This is a genomic window from Duganella kummerowiae (assembly GCF_053572355.1).
This window is the reverse complement of sequence record NZ_JBKFEH010000007.1, coordinates 211,636-233,733: the sequence shown is the minus strand read 5'-3', so window position 1 is coordinate 233,733 and position 22,098 is coordinate 211,636. Positions and strand designations below refer to the sequence as shown.

Genomic DNA, 22,098 nt, shown 5'->3' with positions numbered 1-22,098 from the left:
GCGGCGACCCGCCAATAACTTCGGCTGGCAGCTATTCGAACAATTGCCTCAGCGAACTGGCAGAGGGCAGGGCATCTCCCCAAGCCTCCAGCTGCGCCAAGCTGGCCCGCGCCAATCGGGCCCGCACCGCTCTCGGTATGGGGCCAAAACGCGAAACCAGCTGCCTTTCCAGCATTGCCATCGCACCCTCCTTGCGACCTCGCTCCAATCCTTGCTCCAGTCCTTGCTCCAGTCCTTGCTCCAGTCCTTGCTCCAGGCCTTGCTCCAGTCCCTTTTTCAGGCCCTTTTCCCAGCCCTTGTCCATGAACGACTGCTCCAATGGGGAGATCCATTTCATGTTGCGCTCCTTCTCCAGTTTGAGCACAGCCTGCCAATAGCGCTTCTGGTGCTGCTCAGGCAAAACCATCATCCAGTTGATCACATTGAACAAGGCGATTATGCGCCGTTTGCGCCAGCCATGCTGGTACAAAAGCCTGGTCAGCTGCCATTTGGCTGCGTACAGTCGCTCCGCATCGTGCCTGGCTTGCTGCGTGCGCAAATGCGCCAGTGTGATCCAGGCAAATGGGTTGTCCGAGGCCAGCAATTCGTCGTGGCGCCTCGCGTAGTCCTGCAACTTGGCGCTGGCAAAGGATATGCCCATTACGGTACCCAGCAGTTCGTTATGGAAGCCATGCGGATGCCAGTTGGGATCCTCATCGGCCAGCAGGACCAGGCTGGCCACCGGCCGCGCGTAATGCTTGAAAATGCGATAGTTATAGTCGAGTACCCGCGCTCCCAGCCCATCATCGCGCTGGGCCTGGATTTCGATATGGACCAGCACCCAATGAGCGCGGCCGTCACGCAGCCAGACCTCGACCAGCTTGTCGGCGACCACGCCATGCGGCGCGGCGCCGAAGCCTATCCCCGCCAGCTCCTTGTCACGCGAACGCGGCCGCCTGCTCCAGTCTATCTGTGCATGGATCGCGGGGTAAAAGAAGGAAATGAAGGCCGGAAAAGCGTGGGACAAGGCAGCTTTCCAGGGCAAATCAAAGCGGGAGGGTGGCGTGGAGTTAGGCATCCAACCAGTCTACGGCCAGACAATATGCGGCCGTATTGAGGTGTTACAAAGGAAGCCGTCGACCGGCAAGCGGCACAGCCCGGCCATGGAGTGCCATGCCTGTGCATGAATACGCTAGAATGGCCGCACGCTGTCAACGATGTAGAACTGATGAACGACAAACAAGACGCATCGCGCCGCCCACTTTCCCTCCCTCTGGCGGCGGCGCTCCTGCTGGCGCTGCCGGCCGGTCTGTCCTGGGCCCAGACGCCGGATCCGGCGCCGCCGCCATCGGCGGCCGCCACGCCGTCCTCGCCTGCCGCAGCGGCAGAACCCAGGCCGGACACGGTAACGGTACAGCGCGGCGACCTGCTGCAAACGGTGGAAGCCACCGGCAAGCTGCAGTTCCGCCAATTTGCGGATGTAAACGTCCAGGTTGCCGGCCAGGTCAAGGAAGTGCGGTTCGCCCTCGGTGACGCCGTGCGCGAGGGCCAGCCGGTGATGGAGATTTCGCCCGCGCTGCGCCCCAGCCAGATGGAGAGCAATCGCGCACAAATGGCGCGGCTGCGGGCCGAATTGGCGGACCAGCAAGCCCAGACGGAATTCGCCGAGCTGCAGTTCAAGCGCCAGACCCAGCTCAAGGCGCAAAACGCCACCCGCGAGGAAAGCTTCGAGTCCAGCCGCATGGCCTTGTCCTCGGCCCGCGCCCGCATGGACTCCATCCACGCGCAGATCCAGCAGCTGGAAGCCACGCTCAAGGCCGACGAGGAAAGCATGCGGCAAACCCAGGTGCTGGCGCCGCTGTCCGGCACCGTGGTGGCCTTGAACGCCCGCCCGGGACTGACGGTAGGCACAGGCCAGCCGGCCGTGCCCCTGATGCGCATTGCCGACCTGTCGCGCATGACGGTGCAGGCCCGCGTGGCGGAGGCCGACGTGACGCGCCTGCGGCCCGGCATGGCGGCCAGCTTCACCACGCCCGGCTATCCCGGCCGCAGCTGGCAGGGCAAGCTGCGCCAGGTGATACCCGTGCCTGCCGATGGCACGGGAGAACAGGGCAAGCAGGCCTACTACCACGTCTTGTTCGAGGTCGACAATCCGGAACAGGAGCTCATGAGCGGCATGACGGCCCAGGTACAGTTCATCGTGGCCCAGGCCAAGGATGCCTTGCTGCTGCCGGCCAGCGTGCTGGGCAAGCGCGATACGACTGGCATGGTCCAGGTCCAGGTCGTCACTTCCGACAGGCGCATCGTGGCGCGCAAGGTGAAGATCGGCTTGCGCACGGCGCAGCAGGCGCAGGTGCTGTCCGGCCTGGAGGCGGGCGAGCAAGTGCTGGCCGCGCCTGCGCCTGCGCCGGTACAGCCCAAGCCGGCCGCGCCGGCGGCAGCGCCATGAGCCGGCGCGCCAGCGCCCGCATCTGGGCGGCTAGCCTGGCCGGCGCCCTGCTGGCCGGTTGCACGCACACCATGCCCGTCAAGGAAGCGGCGCCTGTGGTCGAGTTGCCTTCCACCTGGTCGCAGGCCGGCAAGCCGGCCGGCCAGGAATGGCCGGACAGCCACTGGTGGCAGCGCTTCGGCAGCGAGGAACTGAGCCAGCTGGTGCGCCAGGGCCAGGACAGCAACCTCGAATTGGCCGCCGCCATGTCCCGGGTGCGCCAGGCGGCCGCGCAGGCGCGCATCGCCGGCGTGGCGCTGTTGCCCGCCGTCGACGCCTACGCCGGCGCCAGCCGCGACCTGCCGCTGGCCGGCCACCGCGACGCCAGCCTGGCCTCAAACGCCGGGTTCCAGGTTTCCTACGAACTGGATTTCTGGGGCAGGAACGCCGCCGGCGCCGCCGCCGCCGAGGCATCGCTGCGCGCCAATCTGTACGACAGGCAGACCGTGGCCCTGACCGTCACCAGCGGCATCGTTTCGACTTACCTGCAGCTCCTGTCGCTGCACGACCGCCTGGCCGTGGCGCGCGAGAACGCCAGGACGGCGGAGCGGGTACTCAAGCTGGTCGAGGCCCAGAGCAGCGTCGGCGCCGCCACGCCGGTGGATTTGGCGCGCCAGCGTTCCGCCGTCGCCAGCCAGCGCGCCGCCATTCCCGATTTGCTCCAGCAGGCCCGCGAGGCGCAAGCGGCGCTGGCCATCCTGCTCGGACAATCGCCGCAGCGCTTCAAGATAGGTGACCGTGGACTGGACACCATCCGCCTGCCCGAAGTGACAGCAGGAATGCCGTCCGAACTGCTGTCGCGGCGCCCCGATATCCAGCGTTCCGAGGCGATGCTGGCGGCCGCCAGCGCCAACGTGGACGCGGCGCGGGCAGCCCTGTTTCCCAGCATACGCCTGACCGGATCGGCCGGCACGCAAGGCGGCTCCCTGGGGTCGCTGCTCAGTCCCCAGAACCTGCTGGCCAACGTGGGCGCCTCGCTGGTGGCGCCCATCTTCGATGGCGGGCGCCTGCGCACGGAGCGCGACCTGGCGCTTGAACAGAAACAGGAACTGGTGCAGAACTACCGCTCGACGGTGCTGGCGGCCCTGGCGGAAGTGGACACCGTGCTGGGCCAGATCAACAGCCTGGACGAGCAGCGCCGCCTGAAAGAGGCGGAACTGGAACAGGCCCGCCTGGCCTTCAACCTGTCGGAAATCCGCTACCAGGCCGGGGCCGAGGACTTGATGACCGTACTGGATACCCAGCGCAGCCTGTCCGACGTCCAGAATGAGCTGGGCAAACTTAAGCTCAAGCGCCTGCAGGCCACGGTGTCGCTTTACAAGGCCCTGGGCGGCGGCTGGCAAGCCAGCTAGGACGCCGGACGGAACAGCAGGCGGGCGTAGTGGTACAGGTTATCGCCCCAGCTGGCGGCGTCGTGCCCATGCTCGTCCACATTCCACACGTGCGGCACGCCCTGCTGGCGCAGGTGGCGGTGCACACCCTGCGAGATGGCGAGCAGGTTGTCCCGGTTGCCGCACGAGAGGTACAGCAGACGCAGGGACGCGGCCTGGCTGGCCTGGGGCAGCAGCGTGGCCGGGGCACGGGTGTTGGGAGCGGCCGAGAAGGCGCCTATCCAGGCGAAGGTGTCGATGTGGCCCAGGCCGATATTGAGCGACTGTCCTCCGCCCATGGACAAGCCGGCAATGGCGCGCTGCTCGCGTGCGGCCAGGGTGGGATAGGCGGCGTCGATGGCCGGTATCAGTGTCTGCAGCAATTCCCGTTCGAAGGCCTCGAAGCCGGCGATGTGCGCGGGCGCGAAGGTGCGATCGCCCGGCGGCGGGCGGTCGTCGGCCAGGGCGCGGCCGTTGGGCAGGACCACGATCATGGGCACGGCCTGGCCGCCGGCGATCAGGTTGTCGAGGATGGCCTGGGCGCGCACATAGCCGCGCCATTCCTCCTGGTTGCCGCCTATGCCGTGCAGCAGGTACAGCACCGGATAGCGGCGCTGCGGCGTATAGCCGGGCGGGAGGTAGACATTGGCCGTGCGCCGGGTGTGCGTGACGGGCGAATCGTAGCTGAACGGCACCACCGTCCCATGCGGACGGCCCGGATGGTCGTCGGCAAAGCCGGCCGGCGCCGGCGGGAAGGCCCGCACATCGTCGGCGGCCAGCGTGATCGGCCCCACGGGTGCGCCGGGACGTTCGGGATTCGCCGCCACCGGCGCGGACTGGCAGCCCGACAATGCGGCCAGCACTGCCGCCAGGCAGCCGGACAGCAACAGCGCCAAGGGACGGGACGTGGTCTTCATTGCTTGCCTCCTTGCTTCGTGGACGATGACAGCGCGGCCTCGGCCCAGGTGACCGGCAGCTGCTCGTTGGCCGCCACCACGCTGCGGGCCACCAGTTCCACCAGCTGCACGCCGGCTACATCGGCGCCCAAGGCCTGGGCCGGTTCGCCCCGGCGCAGCGCCCTGCTCTGCGCCAGCAGCCTGCCGTCGCCGTAGATCTGGAAAGTGACGGCATCGCTGCCGTTCTGCGCCGAATCGTCCACGCCCACCCGCACCGCCAGGCGGCTATAGCCGGGATTGCGCACTTCCAGCCGCGAATTGGCCAGCACGCCGATGCCGGCGCCATAGGGCTTGCCGGCGATCTGCAGCACCTGGCCGTAGGGCGTGCTGTCGGCGCGCGCGCCGCCCCAGCCTGCATACATGGGCCGCTCGCCGGCGCCCCGGGTGCCGCTCCAGCCGGCCGACGAGCGGAAGATGCCCGGATCGGCCTGCGGCCGCTGCACGCCATCGACGGCCGGATTCACCCTGCCGGGCTGCTCGGACAGGTACACGCCATCGGCCAGCAGGCGCGCGCCCTCGACGCGGAAGATGCGCGTCTCGCGTGGCGCCACCCGCACCCTGGTTTGCTTGCTGAAGGTGGTCTGCTGCTTGCTCCACAGGTCGGTCAGCGTGACCGGCGCGTCGGACCGCAGCTTCAGGTGCGCGGCGGTCAGGTCGGCGTCGATGGCCGCCAGGCCGCGGTTGAAGATGGCCACCGCCTTCTGTCCGGAAGCCAGCTGCTTGACCAGGATTTGCAGGTCGTCGGCGTCATAGGCCAGCACGGCCTGGTTGCCGGCCGGGTCCTGGTTGAGCGCGATGATGTCGGCATTGCCCACCATGTCCAGCAGGGGCTGCGCCAGGCTGCGCAAGTCCGCGCCCAGCATCAGCGGCGCGTTCAGCATGGCCCACAGCGCGAAGTGGGAACGCGCTTCCACCAGGTGGGCGGCGTCGAAGTCGCCCTTGCCGATGTAAAGCATGTCGGGATCGTTCCAGCTGCCGGGGTGGGCGTACAGTTCGCGCCTGGCCGCGCTGTCGAAATTGGTCAGCATGCGCGTCCAGGACGGCGTGATGTCGTCGCTGGTGCGGGACAGGTTGCCGTAGTTCTTGCCCCAGGCGCGCACGTCGGCCGCGCCCCAGACGCACAGCGACAGCAGGTAGTCGCCGTCGGGATTGCTGCGCTGCAGGGCCTCATTGATGGCGCTGAATTCGGCCTGCACGGCCGGGATGTCGGAGCGGCTCACCGATTGCAGGTCCAGCACCGGCGCCAGCTCCCGGTAGGCGCCCGAGCGCACCTTGGGACTGCCCGCGCCGTAGGCGCGCAGGCCGCAGCCATCGACCTTGATGAAGTCAAAGCCCCAGCCGGCGAAATACAGGGCGATGTCCTGCTCGATATGCCCGTACAAGCCGACCTCGCGTTCCGGCACACTGCCCCTGGGCAGGTCGGTGTCGTCGCCGGAATAGGCTTGCGAGCAGGTGTTGCGGCCCAGGTCGGAATAGATGCCGGCCTTGAGCCCCATCGCGTGCAGCTTGTCCGTGAACGGGCGGAAGGTGCTGCCGCCGCTGGAGGAAGGAAAACGGTCGGGCCGTATCACCAGCCGGCCATCCGGCTGCTGGCGCCGCAGCGCCCAGCCGTCGTCGATGTTGACGTAGCGGTAGCCGCGCGCGGCCAGGCCGGTGGCGACCAGGCGCTCGGCCGAGCCCATGATCTTGGCCTCGTCGATATCGGTGCCGAACGCGTTCCAGCTGCTCCAGCCCATGGGCGGGGTGGCGGCGCGGCCGGCCGTGTAGGCGCTCCAGCGCGCGGATGGCGCCAGCGCAGCGGCGCCCGGCGCAGCGGCGCCCGCCTGGGCGGCCGTGGCCGCCGTCAACAGGCACAGGGCCAGCGGCGCCAGGCCCAGGCAGGCGCGCGCGGTCGATTTGTCTTGCATCAGTCTGGTCTCCAGATCGGCGCTCAGCGCAGGCCGAGTTCGAATGGCGCGGCGGGCAGGTCGTCGCCACTGTACAGGTTGACGAAGGGGGCGTCGGCCCAGGCGTAGCGCACCCGCGTGGCGTCGGGCGTACCGGCGCCGGGCAGGCGCACCGTGTCGCCTTCCACGCGCGCTTCGGCGTAGCGGCAAGCCTTGGCGGCGCACACTTCGAAGCCGATGGCGCGCTCGGAACCATAGGTGGCCAGGCCGCCGCCGGTGTCGCGGAACGCGATCACGATGTCCTGGCCGCTGCGGCTGGCGGACACCGCGTAGGGGCTGCCGGGCGCGCCCTGTCCACCGTAGGCCACGCTGCGCGCCGCGCGCGCCATGCGTTCACCCACCACGGTCTTCTGGGTCGGATGGATGTCGTAGCGGTCGCCCACATCCAGGATCACGGCCAGCCCGGCGTGGGCGTCGGCCGCCACGGCGGCGGCCTGCGCCGCCCGCAGCTCGGCCCAGCCGGACTCGCGCGGCGACCTGGCCGGTGCGCCGAACGCCGTCAGCTGCGCGATCACGAACGGCAGCTCCGGCTGGCCGAAGCGCTGGCGCCAGTCGCGCATCAGCAGCGGCAGCAGGGTGCGGTATTCCTGCGCCGCGCCGGCATTCGATTCACCCTGGTACCAGGCCGCCAGCTTGAACTTGTAGCCGGCCAGCGGCGCGATCATGCCGTTGTACAGGGTGGTCAGGCTGGTCGGCACATCCCACGGCGCGGGCGGCACGGACAGGCCCTTGAGCGCGCTGCCGCGCTGCACCTTCCAGACCGGCGGCAAGGGCAGCTGCCGGCCATCCGCCAGCGCGATGTGGCGCGAACCTGGCGGGCCGGACGGGCCGCCGCCGCGCCCGCCGTTCAACACCCGCAGCGCGATCACGTTGCGGCCGGCCTTGAACACGCCGGCCGGCACCGGATAGGCGCGCCACATCCACGGCGTGCTGGCGCCGCCCACGCGCACGCCGTTGACCCAGGTGGTGTCGTAGGTGTCGACCGGGCCCAGGTTGAGCTGCCTGGCCTGGGCGGCCTGCTCCGCCGTCAGCGTGATGGTGGCGCGGTACCAGGCCACGCCGTCAAAGTCCTTGAAGCCGGTCACGCCACTGTCCTTCCAGGAGCCGCCGGGCGTGATGTCCGGCCATGCGGCATCGTCGAACCGGGCGCCGCGCCAGCCGCGCTGGGCGGCGTCGGCCGGATCGTGCGCCGTCCACCACGCATCGTTGCGGGCCGCCTCGCCGCGCATGCCGGCCGCAGCGTCTGCGCCGTATTCGGCCACCGCGGCCACCCCGTCCCGGTAGGCGGGCAGCGTGCCCAGCGATCCGGCGCCTATCCAGCCCTGTATCGTGGTGCCGCCCCAGCTGGCGTGGACCAGGCCCACCGGCACCTGGTAGCTGGCCTGCAGCGAGCGCGCCATGTAATAGCAGACGGCGGAGGTCTCGCCCACCGTCTCCGGCGTCACCGGGGTCCAGGCCACGGCGCCCTTGAGTTCCTCCTGCGGCGTGGCGGCGCTGTGCTTTTCCACGTTCAGGAAGCGCATGCGCTGGTTGCGCGCACCCTGGATGGCTTCGGTGGCGCCGGTCGAGGCGCGCAGAGGGAATTCCATGTTGGACTGGCCCGAGCACAGGTAAACGTCGCCCACCAGGATGTCGCTGCGGCTGACGGTCTTGCCGCCCGAGGCCACCTGCAGCGTATAAGGGCCGCCGGCCGGCTGCGCCGGCAGCGAGACGCGCCACTTGCCGCGCGCATCGGCGCTGGCGCTGGCGCCCTGCCCGGCCAGGCTGACGGCCACCGTGGCGCCGGCCGGCGCCGTGCCCCAAACCGTCACAGGCTGGTCGCGCTGCAGCACCGCGTGGTCGGAAAAGATGCGCGCCAGGTCCAGCTCTGCCGCCTGCGCGGACCAGCACAGGCAGGCGGCCGCCAGCGCCAGCAGGGGCGCCGGCTTGCGTTTGGTCTCCATCGTGTCCTCGTGATTATCGTTGTGCCGCAATTGTGCGATCTTGCACGACGGCGGACAATTATGAAAATCACCAGTGGGCCGAACATAATTCATCAAAACCGCGATACCCGTTGGGCTGCGGCCTGATGGTGCGGCGTTTTCTGCCTGGGGGTTCAGTGCCAGCCCTGGCGCCAGCGCTGCGCATCGGTCAGCGCCCTCCAGTCCATGATGCGGCTGCGCCGGCTGTGGACCGCTTCCAGTTCCACCGAGACGATGGGCGCCTGCGGGTCCTCAGGCTGCAGCACGCGCACCACGAGGAAGTGTTTTTCCTTGTGTTGCGGCTGCAGCGCCGTCCATTTGCTCAGCAAGAGCTTGCGGGGATTGAGCTTGATGGCCATGGCTCAGCCGTCGCCGCGGTCCTGGCTGACGTAGGTCAGCTGCGCGGTATCAAAGCCCAGCAGCCGCGCCTGCGCCAGCAGCTGCGCCAGCACCTGGTCCGGGAGGCGCTTGTCGCGCGCCAGTATCCACAGGTAGGAGCGGTCATTGCCCGCCACCATGGACCAGCGGTAGTCGGGGTCGAGCGCCACCACGTGGTAGCCGCCGTAGAAGGGGCCGAAGAAAGACACCCTGAGCGAGCCGACTTGCGGTGCGCCATTGAACAGGGCCCTGCCCTGCGCTTGCTTCCAGCGTCCATCTTTGGCATCGTAGCCGCGGTTCACCACCTCGACCACGCCGTCGGGCCGCAGCGTATAGCTGGCGCTGACATCGCTCAAGCCACGCTCGAAGCGATGGTCGAGGCGCGCGATTTCATACCATTTGCCGCTATAGCGCTGCGCTTCGAAGTTGGTGACCGGCGTCATGCCAGGGGGTGGCGCACTGGCGCAAGCGGCCAGCAGCAAGCCGCAGAAGAGGACCAGGCAACGGGACAGGGATGGCGAGGACATACGTATTTTCCGGATAAACAGGCCATGGGCACGCCCGGCAGCGGGCGCAATCTACTTATCGGTAAACTTTACTACTAACGAGTAGCTTGCGCAACCATGGCACTGAATAGCTTCCCCTGCGCGATGGGAAGAGGCTGGCAGGCGGTCCCCGGGGCGGCTCGGTCAGTCCGGCGCCTGGGCGCCGGGGGTGGTGGAGGTGACAACATGCCAGCCATGCCGCTGCAGGCGGCGCAGCAGCAGGTCGTCGGCGCCGAACCAGGCGGTGATGCGTCCACCGTGCGGATGCAGGCCGGAGACCGCACGGCACAGCACACCGTCCACCACACGCAGGCGGCGGAAGCGCAGCCGCTGCAAGGTCGCCAATTGGAAGCCGCCCGCTACGCGGAACAGCAGTGTGTCGATGGTGTCCGCCACGCCGCGCGCAATGCCGGTGGGATGGTCGGACCGGGACTCTGCGGCCAGGGCGCGGTAGCGCTGCTGGACGGCCGCGAGGAACTCTCGTGCGGTAGCATAGTACATGCGGTATTTCTTCGTGTAGCTGACAGGGAGCAGCATGGTAGCGCACTTTCCACCGGGGCGATATGCAATGTTGAGCGGCCACCCGGCCTTGCACCAGCGGCTCCCGCCCCCATGTGAGGCAGGATGAACAAGCGCGCGCCCATCGCCAGCAGCTGGCATGACTTCCATCCGGCCGTCGCGGCCTGGTTCGGCGCGGCCTTCCCTGCCGCGACCGAGGCCCAGCGGCAGGCCTGGCCGCTGATACAGGCCGGCCGCCCGACCCTGGTGGCGGCGCCCACCGGCTCCGGCAAGACCCTGACCGCCTTCCTGGCCGCCATCGACGCCCTGGTGCGCGACAGCGGGGACGCTCCGCTGCCGGATGCAACCCAGGTGCTGTACGTGTCGCCGCTGAAGGCGCTGTCGAACGATATCCGCCTCAACCTGGAAGCGCCGCTGGAAGGCATCGCCCGCCAGCTGGAAGCCATGAACCTGCCGCCGCACGGCATCCGCGCCGCCGTGCGCACCGGCGACACCACCACGGCCGAGCGCAACGCCATGCGCCGCCGCCCGCCCCACATCCTGGTGACGACACCGGAATCGCTGTACGTCCTGCTGGGTTCCGACAGCGGGCGCGCCATGCTGTCGACCGTGCGCACCGTGATCGTGGACGAAATCCATGCCGTGGCCGGCAGCAAGCGCGGCAGCCACCTGGCCCTGAGCCTGGAGCGCCTCGATGCGCTGTGCGGACGGCGGCCGGTGCGGGTCGGGCTGTCGGCTACGCAAAAGCCGCTGTCGCTGGTGGCCGAATTCCTCGCCGGGCGTGGTGCGGCCGGGGGTGGCGCCGGCGGCGGGTGCGCCGTGGTGGACGTCGGCCACGTACGCGCGCGCGACCTGGCGCTGGAGCTGCCGCCGGTGCCGCTGGAGGCGGTCATGCCCAACGAGGTGTGGGAACGGGTTTACGACCGCATGGCCGAACTGTCGGTCCTGCACCGCACCACGCTGGTGTTCGTGAACACGCGCCGCATGGCCGAGCGCATCGCGCGCCACCTGGGCGACCGCCTGGGCACGGAACACGTGGCGGCCCACCATGGCAGCCTGGCCAAGGAATACCGGCTGGCTGCCGAGCAGCGCCTCAAGCATGGCCAGCTGCGGGTGCTGATCGCCACCGCCTCGCTGGAGCTGGGCATCGATATCGGCGACGTCGACCTGGTGTGCCAGGTCGGCTCGCCGCGCAGCATCGCCTCGTTCCTGCAGCGGGTCGGGCGCTCCGGCCACCACGTGGGCGGCATGCCCAAGGGCCGGCTGTTCCCGACCTCGCGCGACGACCTGATCGAGTGCGCCGCCCTGCTGGACTGCGTGCGGCGCGGCGAACTCGATGCGCTGCGGGTGCCGCCCGCGCCGTTGGATGTGCTGGCCCAGCAGATCGTGGCGGAAGTGGCCTGCCGCGAATGGGGCGAGGACGAGCTGTTCGACCTGGTCCGCCGCGCCCAGCCCTACGCCCGGCTGGAACGGGCCCGCTACGACGCCGTGCTGCGCATGCTGGCCGAGGGCTACACCTCGCGCAACGGCGTGCGCGGCTCCTACCTGCACCGCGATGCCGCCACCCGCACCCTGCGCGGCCGGCGCGGCGGCAAGTTGACAGCCGTGACCTCGGGCGGCACCATCCCGGACAATGCCGACTACACCGTGCTGCTGGAGCCCCAAGGCCAGCCGGTCGGCACTGTCAACGAGGATTTCGCGGTCGAGAGCCTGGCCGGCGACGTGTTCCAGCTCGGGAATACCTCCTACCGCATCCTGAAGGTGGACGCCGGCAAGGTGCGGGTCGAGGATGCCCACGGGGCCGCGCCCAACATCCCGTTCTGGCTGGGCGAGGCCCCTGGCCGCAGCGATGAACTGTCGGCCGGCGTGGCGCGCCTGCGCGCCGAGATCGATCACCAGCTGGCCGGCGGCGAGCAAGGCCAGGCCGCACTGCACCGCGCCGTGGCCTGGCTGGACCAGCACCTGGGCCTGAACGAGGACGCCGCCCGTCAGATCGTCGATTACCTGGCCCGCTCGCGCGCCACGCTGGGCGCACTGCCGACCCAGGACACGCTGGTGATGGAGCGCTTCTTCGACGAATCCGGCGGCATGCAGCTGGTGATACACTCGCCCTACGGCAGCCGCATCAACCGCGCCTGGGGCCTGGCGCTGCGCAAGCGCTTCTGCCGCAGCTTCAATTTCGAGCTGCAGGCCGCCGCCACCGAGGACGCCATCATCCTCTCGCTGTCCACCAGCCACAGCTTCCCGCTGGACGAAGTGTGGCGCTACCTGCGCTCCGCCACCGCCGAACACATCCTGGTGCAAGCCCTGCTGGACGCACCGCTGTTCAACGTGCGGTGGCGCTGGAACGCCACCACCGCACTGGCCTTGCCGCGCTACACGGGCGGCCGCAAGGTGGCGCCCCAGCTGCAGCGCATGAAGAGCGACGACCTGCTGGCCGCCGTCTTCCCCGACCAGGCGGCCTGCCTGGAAAACATCGTCGGCGAACGGGAACTGCCCAGCCATCCGCTGGTGGACCAGACCCTGGACGACTGCCTGCACGAGGCCATGGACAGTGCAGGCTGGCTGGCCCTGCTGCGCCGCATGGAAGCGGGCCAGGTGCGGCTGCTGGCGCGCGACCTGCCCGCGCCCTCGCCGCTGGCGGCGGAAATTCTCAATGCCCGCCCCTACGCCTTCCTGGACGACGCCCCGCTGGAAGAACGCCGCACGCAAGCCGTGATGGGGCGCCGCTGGAGCGATCCTGCCGCCACCGACGACCTGGGCGCACTGGACGCCGACGCCATCGCCAGCGTGGCCGACGAAGCCTGGCCTCAGCCGCGCAGCGCGGACGAGATGCAGGAAGCGCTGGTGGCCCTGGCCTGCGTCACGCAAGCCGAAGCGGCCGGCCAGCCTGGCTGGCCCGGGTGGCTGGAGCAACTGGCCCGTGCCGGCCGCGCTACCCGCCTGCGCAGCCACGAGGGCGCCGATTTCTGGGTGCCGCTGGAACGCCTGGCCTGCCTGCAGGCCGTGTATCCGCAAGCCATGGCCACGCCCGCGCTGGCGATACCGGACAGCCACGCCCTCGACGGCGAGGTCGCCTGGACCCGCGACAGCGCGCTGGTCGAACTGCTGCGCGCCCGCCTGACCGGCTTCGGCCCGCAGCCGCTGGCCGCCATCGCCTCCGCGCTGGCACTGCCGGAGAGCAGCGCCGCCATTGCCCTGGCCACGCTGGAAAGCCAGGGTTACGTCATGCGGGGACGCTACACGCCAGGCGCGGCGGACGAGCAATGGTGCGAACGCCACCTGCTGGCGCGCATCCACCGCTACACCATCAAGCGGCTGCGGCGCGAAATCGAGCCGGTCGAACGCCAGGACTTCATGCGCTTCCTGTTCGACTGGCAGCACCTGTCGGCGGATACCCGGCTGCATGGCCAGGACGCCCTGCCCAAGGTGCTGGAACAGCTGGAAGGCTACGAGGCGGCGGCCGGGGCCTGGGAAAGCGACCTGCTGGCGCTGCGCATGGCCGATTACTCCATCCTTTACCTGGATGAACTGTGCCGCGCCGGCAAGGTGGTGTGGACCCGCATCGGCGCACCGCTGTCGGCCTCCGGCGGCCCGGTGCGCGCCACGCCCATCGTGCTGCTGCCGCGCCGCCAGAGTGCGCTGTGGCACACGCTGCCGGCCGGCGCCGGCCAGCCCGAGGTGTCGCCGCGCGCGGCGCGCGTGCTGGAAACCCTGCGCCGCGACGGCGCCATGTTCTTCGACGAACTGCAGCACGACGCGCGCCTGCTGCCGGTGGAGCTGGAAACTGCGCTGGGCGAGCTGGTGTCGACCGGCCTGGTGAACGCCGACAGCTTTGCCGGCATGCGCGCCATGCTGCTACCGGCCAACAAGCGCGCCAGCAATGACAAGAAGCGCCGGCGCGGTTTCGCCCCGCCCGGGATGGACGAGGCGGGACGCTGGGCGCTGGTGCGGCGCGCGGCGCCGGAAGCGGAAGCGGCGGGCGGCAAGCCATCCCGCAAGCCGCGCCTGCCGCAGCAGCGCCTGCCGCAGGACACTTTGGAATATGTCGCCATGACCCTGCTGCGCCGCTACGGCGTGATGTTCTGGCGCCTGCTGGAGCGCGAGGCCGCGTGGCTGCCGTCATGGCGCGAACTGCTGCCGGTCTACCACCGCCTGGAAGCGCGCGGCGAAATCCGCGGCGGCCGTTTCGTGGCGGGATACTCAGGCGAGCAGTTCGCCCTGCCGGAAGCCATCCCGATGCTGCGCGAAGTGCGGCGCCGCCCACATGATGGTGGATTGGTGTGCATCTCCGGCGCCGACCCGCTCAACCTGTGCGGCACCTTGCTGCCGGGCGACAAGGTGCCTGCGCTGGCCGGCAACCGCATCCTGTTCCGCGACGGCCTCGCCGTGGCCACGATGGTGGCCGGGAAAATCGCCTACCTGGTCGATCCGGTACCGGACCGTGAATTGCTGCACGCCAGCCTGGTGGGCCGCCAGCGCTGAACTCACACGGCCAGGCTGGCCGAGATAATCTGGTTCAGCGCCGCCAGGTTGGCCGGCTTGGTCAGGTGATGATCGAAGCCGGCCTCGCGGGTCAGGCTCTGGTCGCGCTCCGTGCCCCAGCCGGTCAGCGCCACCAGCACCGGGCGGCGCTGCCAGTGCATGGCGCGCAGGCGGCGCGCCACCTCGTAGCCATCCATGCCGGGCATGCCGATATCGAGCAACACGATCTGCGCCGGTTCACGCTTCATCATGTCGAGCGCATCCGGTCCGCTCAGCGCCACCCGCGCCGCGTGGCCGGACAATTCCAGTATATCGGCCAGCATGTGGGCGGCATCGCCATTGTCGTCCACCACCAGGATGCTGCCCGGCGCAGCTTCGGGGATGGCGTCACTGGCCGCCTGCGGCGCGGCTTGCGGCAGCGCGGGCGCCAGCGGCAGCCGCACCGTGAAGCAGCTGCCCTGTCCCGGGCCGCCGCTGGCCGCATGCACGCTGCCGCCATGCAGCTGCACCAGTTGCCTGGCCAGCGCCAGGCCTATGCCCATGCCGCCCTGCGCGTGTTCCCGGGTGCTGCCGGCCTGCATGAACAGGTCGAAGATGGAGGGCAGGTCCTCGCGCGAGATGCCGATGCCGTTGTCCGACACCCGCACCACGGCCTGGCCGTTTTCCGCGCTGACATCCAGCCCGATGCGGCCGCCCTCTGGCGTGTACTTGGCGGCGTTGTTGAGCAGGTTGCCCAGCACCTGGGCGATGCGGGTGGCGTCGGCCTCCAGTTCCAGCGGCGCGTAGGGCTGGTTGACGATCAGCTGGTGCCGGCGCGTCTCGGCCAGCGGCCGCGCGGCCTCCAGCGCGGAATCGACGATGGCGCCCAGCCGCACGCGCTCCCTCTTGAGCGCCACCTTGCCCTGCGTGATGCGGCCTATGTCCAGCAAATCGTCCACCAGGTGCACCAGATGCGACAGCTGGCGCTCCATCATGCCGTGCACCCGGGTGGTGCCGTCCGCATCGCCCATTTTCAGGGGCAGCAGCGCCAGCCCGTTGGCGATGGTCGCCAGCGGATTGCGCAGCTCGTGCGCCAGCGTGGCCAGGAACTCGGTCTTGCGGCGGTCCTCCTGGCGCAGGGTCTGCATGGCGCGCACCCGTTCGATGTGGGCCCAGCAGCGCTCCACCACTTCCTGCGCCAGGGCCACCTCCTCCGGGCTCCAGCGGCGCGGTGTGGCCTGGTGCACGGCCATCATGGCAACCAGGCGGCCATCCTTGACCAGGCCGCAGCAGATGATGGCTTCGATGCCGATCGCGTTGAACATGGCGGCGCCGGTCTCGGCGCTCAGTTCGCGGCGCACGTCGTGTATCACCAGCACGCCGCCGCCGCGCAGCTCGGCCGCCGCGCGCGGGCCGAACAGGTCCAGCGAATACACGCCGGCCGTGCTGGCCACGCCGGGCGCGGTCCAGTCATTACGGATGGTGAAGATATCGTTGTCGTCCTCCAGGTCGGCGTAGGCGCAGCGCGTGGCGCCCAGGTACTGGCCCAGCAGGCGGGTGGTGATCTCCATGATGGCCAGGGCGTCGCTGCTGGCGCGCGTGGCCTGGCCGATGGCGTCCAGCAGGCGCAATCGTTCCTCCACGTTGCGCTGCCCTGTGATATCGCGCGAGATGCCCAGTAGCGCTACCGGTACGCCGGCGCCATCGCGCAGCGGCGTCACCGTCACGTTCCACCAGCGCAGCTGCCCGGCGGCGTTGCGGCGCTGGGCGTCGAACTGGCCGGAACCGCCGCTGCAGGCCGCCGCCAGCGCCACCGCGAGTTCATCGCGCACGCTGTCCGGCCAGGACAGGGCCCAGAATTTGCGCTCGCCCCCCAGCGGCTCCCGTTCCAGGCTGCGCTGGCACACCTGGTTCAGCGCGATCACGCGGCCGTCCATGTCCAGCAGCGCCAGGCAATGCGGACTGCTCTCGAACAGCCAGGTGAACGGCCCTTCGGCGGAAAATGGCAGGCTGGCGACGGCGGCAGGGGGCATGAAAGCTCGTGGTCTGGGAATACAGGCAGTGTAACAGCATGACGAAAAGTAACGTGCACGATCGCACATATGGGAGCGGTACGCACACCGCGCGGCATCCCGATTGCTATAATGGAAACCTGTCCGAACCCATCACAGGAGGATCGTCATGTCCCAGGAACTGATACTCGACCGCCAGCTGGATGCGGCCAAGAACATGGCATGGTGGCTGTATGTGCTGCACGGCCTGAGCCTGCTGTTCACGCTGGGCGCCCTGTCCTTCATCCCGCTGATACTCAATTACGTGCAGCGCCCCAGCACGTCCGGCACCTTCGTGCACACCCACCATACCTGGCAGATCCGCTCGTTCTGGTGGTATGTGGTGTGGATGTGCGTGAGCGCGGTGCTGGCAGCCACCATCATCGGCATCCCGCTGGCCTGGCTGGTGGGCGTGTGCGCCTGGCTGTGGAAAGCCTACCGCCTCATCAGCGGCATGCTGCGCCTGAACCGCAACGAAGCGGCGGCCGTCTGAGCGTGGCAGGCCGCAGCCGCGCCCTGCTGGCGGCCCTGCTGCTGACGCGGCTGCACGACCGCCTGCTGCGCACCATGGCATGAAGGACGACAGTGGCCAGCGCCACCGCGCCGAGTACGCGCGGCGCATCAACCGCGTGCTCGACCACATCGACACGCACCTGGACCAGCCGCTGGAACTGGCGCAGCTGGCCAATATCGCCAACTTCTCGCGCTACCACTTTCACCGCGTGTTCGCGGCCTGGATGGGCGAGACGCTGGGCGACTACGCGCGCCGGCGGCGGCTGGAAAAAGCCGCCTTCCTGCTGGCCTGCGGCCATAGCGCGACCGTGCTGGATGCCGCCATGGCCACCGGCTTCGGTTCCGGCGAAGCCTTCGCACGGGCCTTCAAGCAAAAGTTCGGCTGTCCGCCCAGCGAGTGGATGCAGGCTGCCAAGAGCAATCCTGATCAGGCCCGCCTGCCGGCGCGGCGCTACCATGAGCACTCCCCCAATGCCGAAGGAAGCCTGGACATGGACGTACAACTGCAAGACTTGCCCGCCGTGCGCGTGGCGTATTTTCGCCTGATCGGCCCCTATGGTCCCGCCATCGGCGCGTTCTGGCGCGGCACGGTGCTGCCCTGGATAGTAGCGAACGGGCTGCAGGCGCAAACCTGCTACGGCGTCGGCCTGGATGATCCCACCATCACCGCGTCGGACAAATGCCGCTACGACGCCTGCGTCGCGCTGCCGGACGGCTTCCAGCCCGGCCCGCAGCTTGCGCTGGCCGAATTGCCAGGCGGGCGCTACGCAGTGGCGCATTTCTCGGCCCCGCCCACGGACCTGGCGGCATGCTGGATGGAGCTGACACGCAGCTGGATGCCAGGCAGCGGAATGCAGTTCGACGACCGCCCCAGCTTCGAGCGTTTCGCTCCGGAAGCGCGTCCCGGCAGCAGCAGCGTCAACCTGGAATGCGACATTTGCATCCCGGTCCGGCCGCTGTGAACTGACCCCGCCCTTTATTTGAGCAGCTGCCGGGCGCTGCGCAGGCCGGCCACGATCACGTCGTAGGCTTGCCTGCGCGTCGTTTCGTCCGGTGCGCGCAGCACGTAGGATGGGTGGTAGACCGTCACCACCCAGCGCCCCTCGTGCTGGAATGGCGCGTCCATCACGGACTTCATCGTTGCACCGCCATCGCGCGTGATGGACTTGAGCGCGGTGCTGCCCAGCGCCACGATCACTTCCGGCTGCACCTGCTCCAGCTCCTGTTCCAGCCACACGTGGCAGGCGGCGATCTCGCGCTGGCCCGGGGTCTTGTGCAGGCGGCGTTTGCCACGCAGCTCCCATTTGAAGTGCTTGACGGCGTTGGTGACATAGACCCCACCGCGCTCCACGCCCGCCTCTGCCATGGCCTGGTCCAGCAGCGTGCCGGCCGGGCCGACAAACGGCAGGCCGGCCAGGTCCTCCTGGTCGCCCGGCTGCTCGCCCACCAGCATGAGGCGCGCCTTTTTCGGTCCCGCACCCGGCACGGCCTGGGTCGCATTGCGCCACAGCTCGCAGCGGCGGCACTGGTCCAGCGTGGAGGGTTGCTCCCGCTGCGGCTGCGCATCCTCGGGCGTGATCGGGATGTCGGATCCACGCCGCCTCCCCACGGCCACGGTCTGGCCGGTGCGCCGTTCGCCATTGGCGGCGCCCGACACCAGTTCCGGCACGATGGCTCCCTCCGGAAGATTCTTCCAGAAGCGCGACGGGATATGGCTGCGCATCAGCCCCGCGTTCAGGCGGGCAGGATTGAAGATGCTGCGGTAGTAGGTCAGCCACAGCTGCTCGCCGCCGTCCTCGATGTCGGCCGCGCTGCGCGCCACCGGTGGCCCCAGGTGCAGATGTTCGCCATCCCACAGTACGGCGGCATCGGGCGTGGCGATCATCCAGGTCACATTGCCCATGCGGCGCGCGAAGTGCGCGCCGACCTGAGGCAGGACTTCATGGGTGGGCTCGAACCAGGCCACGAAGCGCGGCGGCCCTTCGGCCTCGGGGCGCTCGCGGAAGCGCACGTAAGCGTGCATATCGTGTTCCTCCCTGCGCACGGCCTTGAGCATGGCGTACAGACGGGCGCCGTCTTCATCGGCAGCGGCCGCCACCTCGCGCTGGCCCAGGTGCCAGCGCCACACCACCTTGTACAGGAAAGCCCAGCGGTCCGGCGCGCGGAAGCAGGCGGCAGATTCCAGCATGTCCATCAACGCGCGCGGCAGGCGCAGCGCCAACACACCGGTCCCGGGACCACGCCCGTCCGTTTGCGCGGCAATAGCCGGTCCATGGCCAGCAGCGGAGCCAGCGTGAGCGGCGCCGGCATCATTGTCCGCCATGGCAGAGGCAGCGAACAGCCCGCCATCCTGCTCGTGCCCCAGCCAGTGCACGGACTCGGGCGGGATACCGCTGGCGACCAGCCCGCGTGCGGCGGCGCGCCATTCGTCGAAGGAGCGCGCCACACGCACCACGGTCTGGCTCATGCCGCCTGCAGCTCCGGCCACAAGCTCATCTGCTCCTGCGGCGCCTCGGCCATGGCGGAGCGCAGGCGCTCGCTGCTGGCGGCGTCCCGCGCCGGGAAATAGTCGGCCGTGATGATGAATGGGGCGATTTTCTTCATGCTGCAGCGCAGCCGCGACAAATCGGCATAGCGCACCTGGCGCAGCCGCCGCAGCTCGACGATGCGCTGGGCATTGCGCAAGCCGATGCCGGGCACACGCGCGATCATGTGCAGCTCGGCCCGGTTCAGGTCCAAGGGGAAGTGCTCGCGGTGGCCCAGGGCCCAGGCCAGCTTGGGGTCGATGTCCAGCGCCAGGTTGCCGCTGGCCGGCAGCAGCTCGCGCGCCTGGAAGCCATAGCCGCGCAGCAGGAAGTCGGCCTGGTACAGGCGGTGCTCGCGCAGCAGCGGCGGCGGCGCCAGCGGCACGCTTTTCGGACTCTGCGGAATCGGACTGAAGGCCGAGTAGTACACACGCTTGAGCTTGTAGCTGCCGTACAGGGTCTCGGCCGTGTTCAGGATCTGGCTGTCGTCGCTGGCGTCGGCGCCCACGATCATCTGGGTGCTCTGCCCCGCCGGGGCGAAACGCGGCGCCTTCGGTTCCTCGGCCTTTTCGTCCAGCTTGCGGCGGATGGAACCCATGGCCAGCTTGATGGTGTGCACGCTCTTTTCCGGCGCCAGGCGCTGCACGCTGTCCTGGGTGGGCAGTTCGATGTTCACACTGAGCCGGTCCGCATACTGCCCGGCCAGGGTAATCAGGGCCGGGTCGGCGTCCGGGATGGTTTTCAGGTGGATGTAGCCGCGGAACTGATGTGTCTCGCGCAGTTCACGGGCGATGCGCACCAACTGCTCCATGGTGTAATCGGCCGAGCGGATAATGCCGGAACTGAGGAACAGCCCATCGATATAGTTGCGCAGATAGAAATCCGTGGTCAGCTTGACCACTTCCTGCACCGAGAAACGGGCGCGCGGCACATTGGACGAACGCCGGTTGACGCAATACTGGCAATCGTACTGGCAGTAATTGGTCAGCAATATCTTGAGGAGCGAGACGCACCGGCCGTCTGGCGTGTAACTATGGCAGATGCCCATGCCGGTCGTCGCGCCCAGACCATCCTTGCCGATAGAGTTGCGCATGGGCGCCCCGCTGCTGGCGCAGGAAGCGTCGTATTTCGCCGCATCAGCGAGGATCTCCAGTTTGTCCCGCAATTCCATCTTAACCTCAATACTGTATGCCCATACAGTATGGTAGATGGCTCTTTGATTTAAATCAAGGGCTACCCAATTGTGCGAAGGCCTGCTGGATATCGGCAATCAAGTCCTTCACGTCCTCCAGGCCGACATTGAAGCGCACCAGGATGCCGGCGTCCGGCCAGTTCTGGCGCATGTGCTGTATGCGATAGGGCATCACCAGGCTGTTGGCGCCGCCCCAGCTGTAGCCTATCTTGAACAGCTTGAGCGCGTCCACGAAGCGGTCGGTCTGCGCCTCCGTGTAGCGCGCATCGAACAGCACCGAGAACAAGCCGCCCGCGCCGGTGAAATCGCGCTTCCAGAATGCGTGGCCGGGGCAATCCTCGAAGGCCGGGTGCAGCACCCTGGTGATTTCCGGCCGCGCCTTGAGCCAGGCCGCCAGGGTGCGCGCGGCCGCGTCGTGCGCCTCGAAGCGCAGCTTCATGGTCGGCAGGCCACGCGACACCAGGTAGGCGTCGTCCGCTCCCACGCCCAGGCCCAGCCGCATGTGCGCCGTGCTGAGGCGGTCGTGCAAGTCCCGGTCGCGCGTGATCAGCGCGCCCATCAGCACATCCGAGCCTCCCGACTGGTACTTGGTCAGGGCCTGCATGATGATGTCCACGCCCAGGTCGAAGCCGCGCAGGGCCAGCCCGGCCGACCAGGTGTTATCCAGCGCCACCACCACCCCCTTCTCGTGCGCGGCGCGGCAGATGGCCGGCAGGTCCGGCACTTCCATCGACACCGAGCCCGGCGCCTCGGTCCAGACCAGGCGGGTGTTCGGCTGGATCAGGGCCGCGATGCCATCGCCTATCATGGGATCGTAGTAGCGCGCCGTGATGCCGAAGTCGTCCTGCAGCCAGCGTCCCAGCTCGCTGTTGGGGTTGTAGACGTTAGCCGGCAGCAGCACGTCGTCGCCGCTTTTCAGCAGCGCGAAATCCACCATGGCGATGGCCGCCAGTCCGCTGGGCGCCAGCAGACAGTACTTGCCATCCTCGATCTCGGCCAGGCGCGCCTCCAGGGTGAAGGTGGTGGGCGTGCCGTGCAGGCCGTAGGTATAGGCGTTCTTTTCTTTCCAGTCGCCCGAGCGCATGGCCGCCACGTTCTTGAACAGCACCGTGGAGGCGTGGTGGATGGCGCTCGGGAAGGCCGCGAAGCCTTCCGGAGCCTGGTAGTCCGTGTGTATCAGCGCGGTCTGTACCGCCTTTTGCGTGGCCATG

Annotated in this window: 16 protein-coding genes; 5 read left to right on the top strand and 11 right to left on the bottom strand. The window is 68.9% G+C overall.

Annotated elements, in window-relative coordinates:
- Positions 1–31: 31 nt before the first annotated feature.
- On the bottom strand, positions 32–1,057 hold the full coding sequence (locus tag ACLB1G_RS06660; protein WP_491626411.1) for a DUF4351 domain-containing protein: 1,026 nt from the start codon (positions 1,055–1,057) through the stop codon (positions 32–34).
- Positions 1,058–1,207: 150 nt separating this feature from the next.
- Here ACLB1G_RS06660 and ACLB1G_RS06655 point away from each other — a divergent pair, with 150 nt between their 5' ends.
- Together ACLB1G_RS06655 and ACLB1G_RS06650 are read left to right on the top strand one after the other, a co-directional pair.
- On the top strand, positions 1,208–2,428 hold the full coding sequence (locus ACLB1G_RS06655) for an efflux RND transporter periplasmic adaptor subunit (RefSeq protein ID WP_491626410.1): 1,221 nt from the start codon (positions 1,208–1,210) through the stop codon (positions 2,426–2,428).
- The gene (locus ACLB1G_RS06650) at positions 2,425–3,819 is read left to right on the top strand and encodes an efflux transporter outer membrane subunit (RefSeq protein ID WP_491626409.1); all 1,395 of its coding nucleotides are present in this window, start codon (positions 2,425–2,427) and stop codon (positions 3,817–3,819) included. The genes ACLB1G_RS06655 and ACLB1G_RS06650 overlap by 4 nt, the downstream gene beginning before the upstream one ends.
- On the opposite strand, the gene ACLB1G_RS06645 is transcribed toward ACLB1G_RS06650, so the two are convergent.
- From ACLB1G_RS06645 to ACLB1G_RS06620, 6 genes are all read right to left on the bottom strand, one after another.
- Positions 3,816–4,754, bottom strand: a complete 939-nt coding sequence (locus ACLB1G_RS06645; protein ID WP_491626408.1) for an alpha/beta hydrolase — start codon at positions 4,752–4,754, stop codon at positions 3,816–3,818. The two genes, ACLB1G_RS06650 and ACLB1G_RS06645, sit on opposite strands and share 4 nt — an antisense overlap.
- Positions 4,751–6,700, bottom strand: coding sequence for an NPCBM/NEW2 domain-containing protein (locus ACLB1G_RS06640; RefSeq protein WP_491626407.1), 1,950 nt, complete (start codon positions 6,698–6,700; stop codon positions 4,751–4,753). The genes ACLB1G_RS06645 and ACLB1G_RS06640 overlap by 4 nt, the downstream gene beginning before the upstream one ends.
- Positions 6,701–6,723: 23 nt before the next feature.
- The gene (locus ACLB1G_RS06635; RefSeq protein WP_491626406.1) at positions 6,724–8,682 is read right to left on the bottom strand and encodes a sialate O-acetylesterase; all 1,959 of its coding nucleotides are present in this window, start codon (positions 8,680–8,682) and stop codon (positions 6,724–6,726) included.
- Between the two features lie 152 nt (positions 8,683–8,834).
- The gene (locus tag ACLB1G_RS06630; protein WP_491626405.1) at positions 8,835–9,059 is read right to left on the bottom strand and encodes a TIGR02450 family Trp-rich protein; all 225 of its coding nucleotides are present in this window, start codon (positions 9,057–9,059) and stop codon (positions 8,835–8,837) included.
- Between the two features lie 3 nt (positions 9,060–9,062).
- On the bottom strand, positions 9,063–9,605 hold the full coding sequence (locus tag ACLB1G_RS06625) for a lipocalin family protein (RefSeq protein ID WP_491626404.1): 543 nt from the start codon (positions 9,603–9,605) through the stop codon (positions 9,063–9,065).
- Between the two features lie 162 nt (positions 9,606–9,767).
- Positions 9,768–10,160 carry a hypothetical protein gene (locus tag ACLB1G_RS06620; protein ID WP_491626403.1) on the bottom strand — a complete coding sequence of 131 codons (393 nt, stop codon included), beginning with the start codon at positions 10,158–10,160 and terminating at the stop codon, positions 9,768–9,770.
- 87 nt (positions 10,161–10,247) lie between these two features.
- Between ACLB1G_RS06620 and ACLB1G_RS06615 the strand changes: the two genes are divergently transcribed.
- Entirely contained in the window at positions 10,248–14,627 is a 4,380-nt protein-coding gene (locus ACLB1G_RS06615; RefSeq protein WP_491626402.1) for a DEAD/DEAH box helicase, read from the top strand.
- A 2-nt stretch (positions 14,628–14,629) separates the two neighbouring features.
- Here ACLB1G_RS06615 and ACLB1G_RS06610 read toward each other — a convergent pair whose 3' ends face one another.
- Entirely contained in the window at positions 14,630–16,639 is a 2,010-nt protein-coding gene (locus ACLB1G_RS06610) for a hybrid sensor histidine kinase/response regulator (protein WP_491626401.1), read from the bottom strand.
- A gap of 148 nt (positions 16,640–16,787) precedes the next feature.
- Between ACLB1G_RS06610 and ACLB1G_RS06605 the strand changes: the two genes are divergently transcribed.
- Complete coding sequence (locus ACLB1G_RS06605) at positions 16,788–17,150, top strand: DUF4870 family protein (RefSeq protein WP_491626400.1); 363 nt, start codon at positions 16,788–16,790, stop codon at positions 17,148–17,150.
- Between the two features lie 79 nt (positions 17,151–17,229).
- A complete protein-coding gene (locus tag ACLB1G_RS06600; protein WP_491626399.1) occupies positions 17,230–18,132 on the top strand; it encodes an AraC family transcriptional regulator in 903 nt (300 codons plus the stop codon).
- A 14-nt stretch (positions 18,133–18,146) separates the two neighbouring features.
- Here ACLB1G_RS06600 and ACLB1G_RS06595 read toward each other — a convergent pair whose 3' ends face one another.
- Genes ACLB1G_RS06595 through ACLB1G_RS06585 form a run of 3 tightly spaced genes read right to left on the bottom strand, consistent with a single transcriptional unit; the run spans position 18,147 to position 22,097 of the window.
- The gene (locus ACLB1G_RS06595; protein WP_491626398.1) at positions 18,147–19,637 is read right to left on the bottom strand and encodes a UdgX family uracil-DNA binding protein; all 1,491 of its coding nucleotides are present in this window, start codon (positions 19,635–19,637) and stop codon (positions 18,147–18,149) included.
- Positions 19,634–20,866, bottom strand: coding sequence for a putative DNA modification/repair radical SAM protein (locus ACLB1G_RS06590; protein WP_491626397.1), 1,233 nt, complete (start codon positions 20,864–20,866; stop codon positions 19,634–19,636). The genes ACLB1G_RS06595 and ACLB1G_RS06590 overlap by 4 nt, the downstream gene beginning before the upstream one ends.
- Before the next feature lie 55 nt (positions 20,867–20,921).
- The gene (locus tag ACLB1G_RS06585; RefSeq protein ID WP_491626396.1) at positions 20,922–22,097 is read right to left on the bottom strand and encodes a cystathionine beta-lyase; all 1,176 of its coding nucleotides are present in this window, start codon (positions 22,095–22,097) and stop codon (positions 20,922–20,924) included.
- Position 22,098 lies beyond the last annotated feature (1 nt).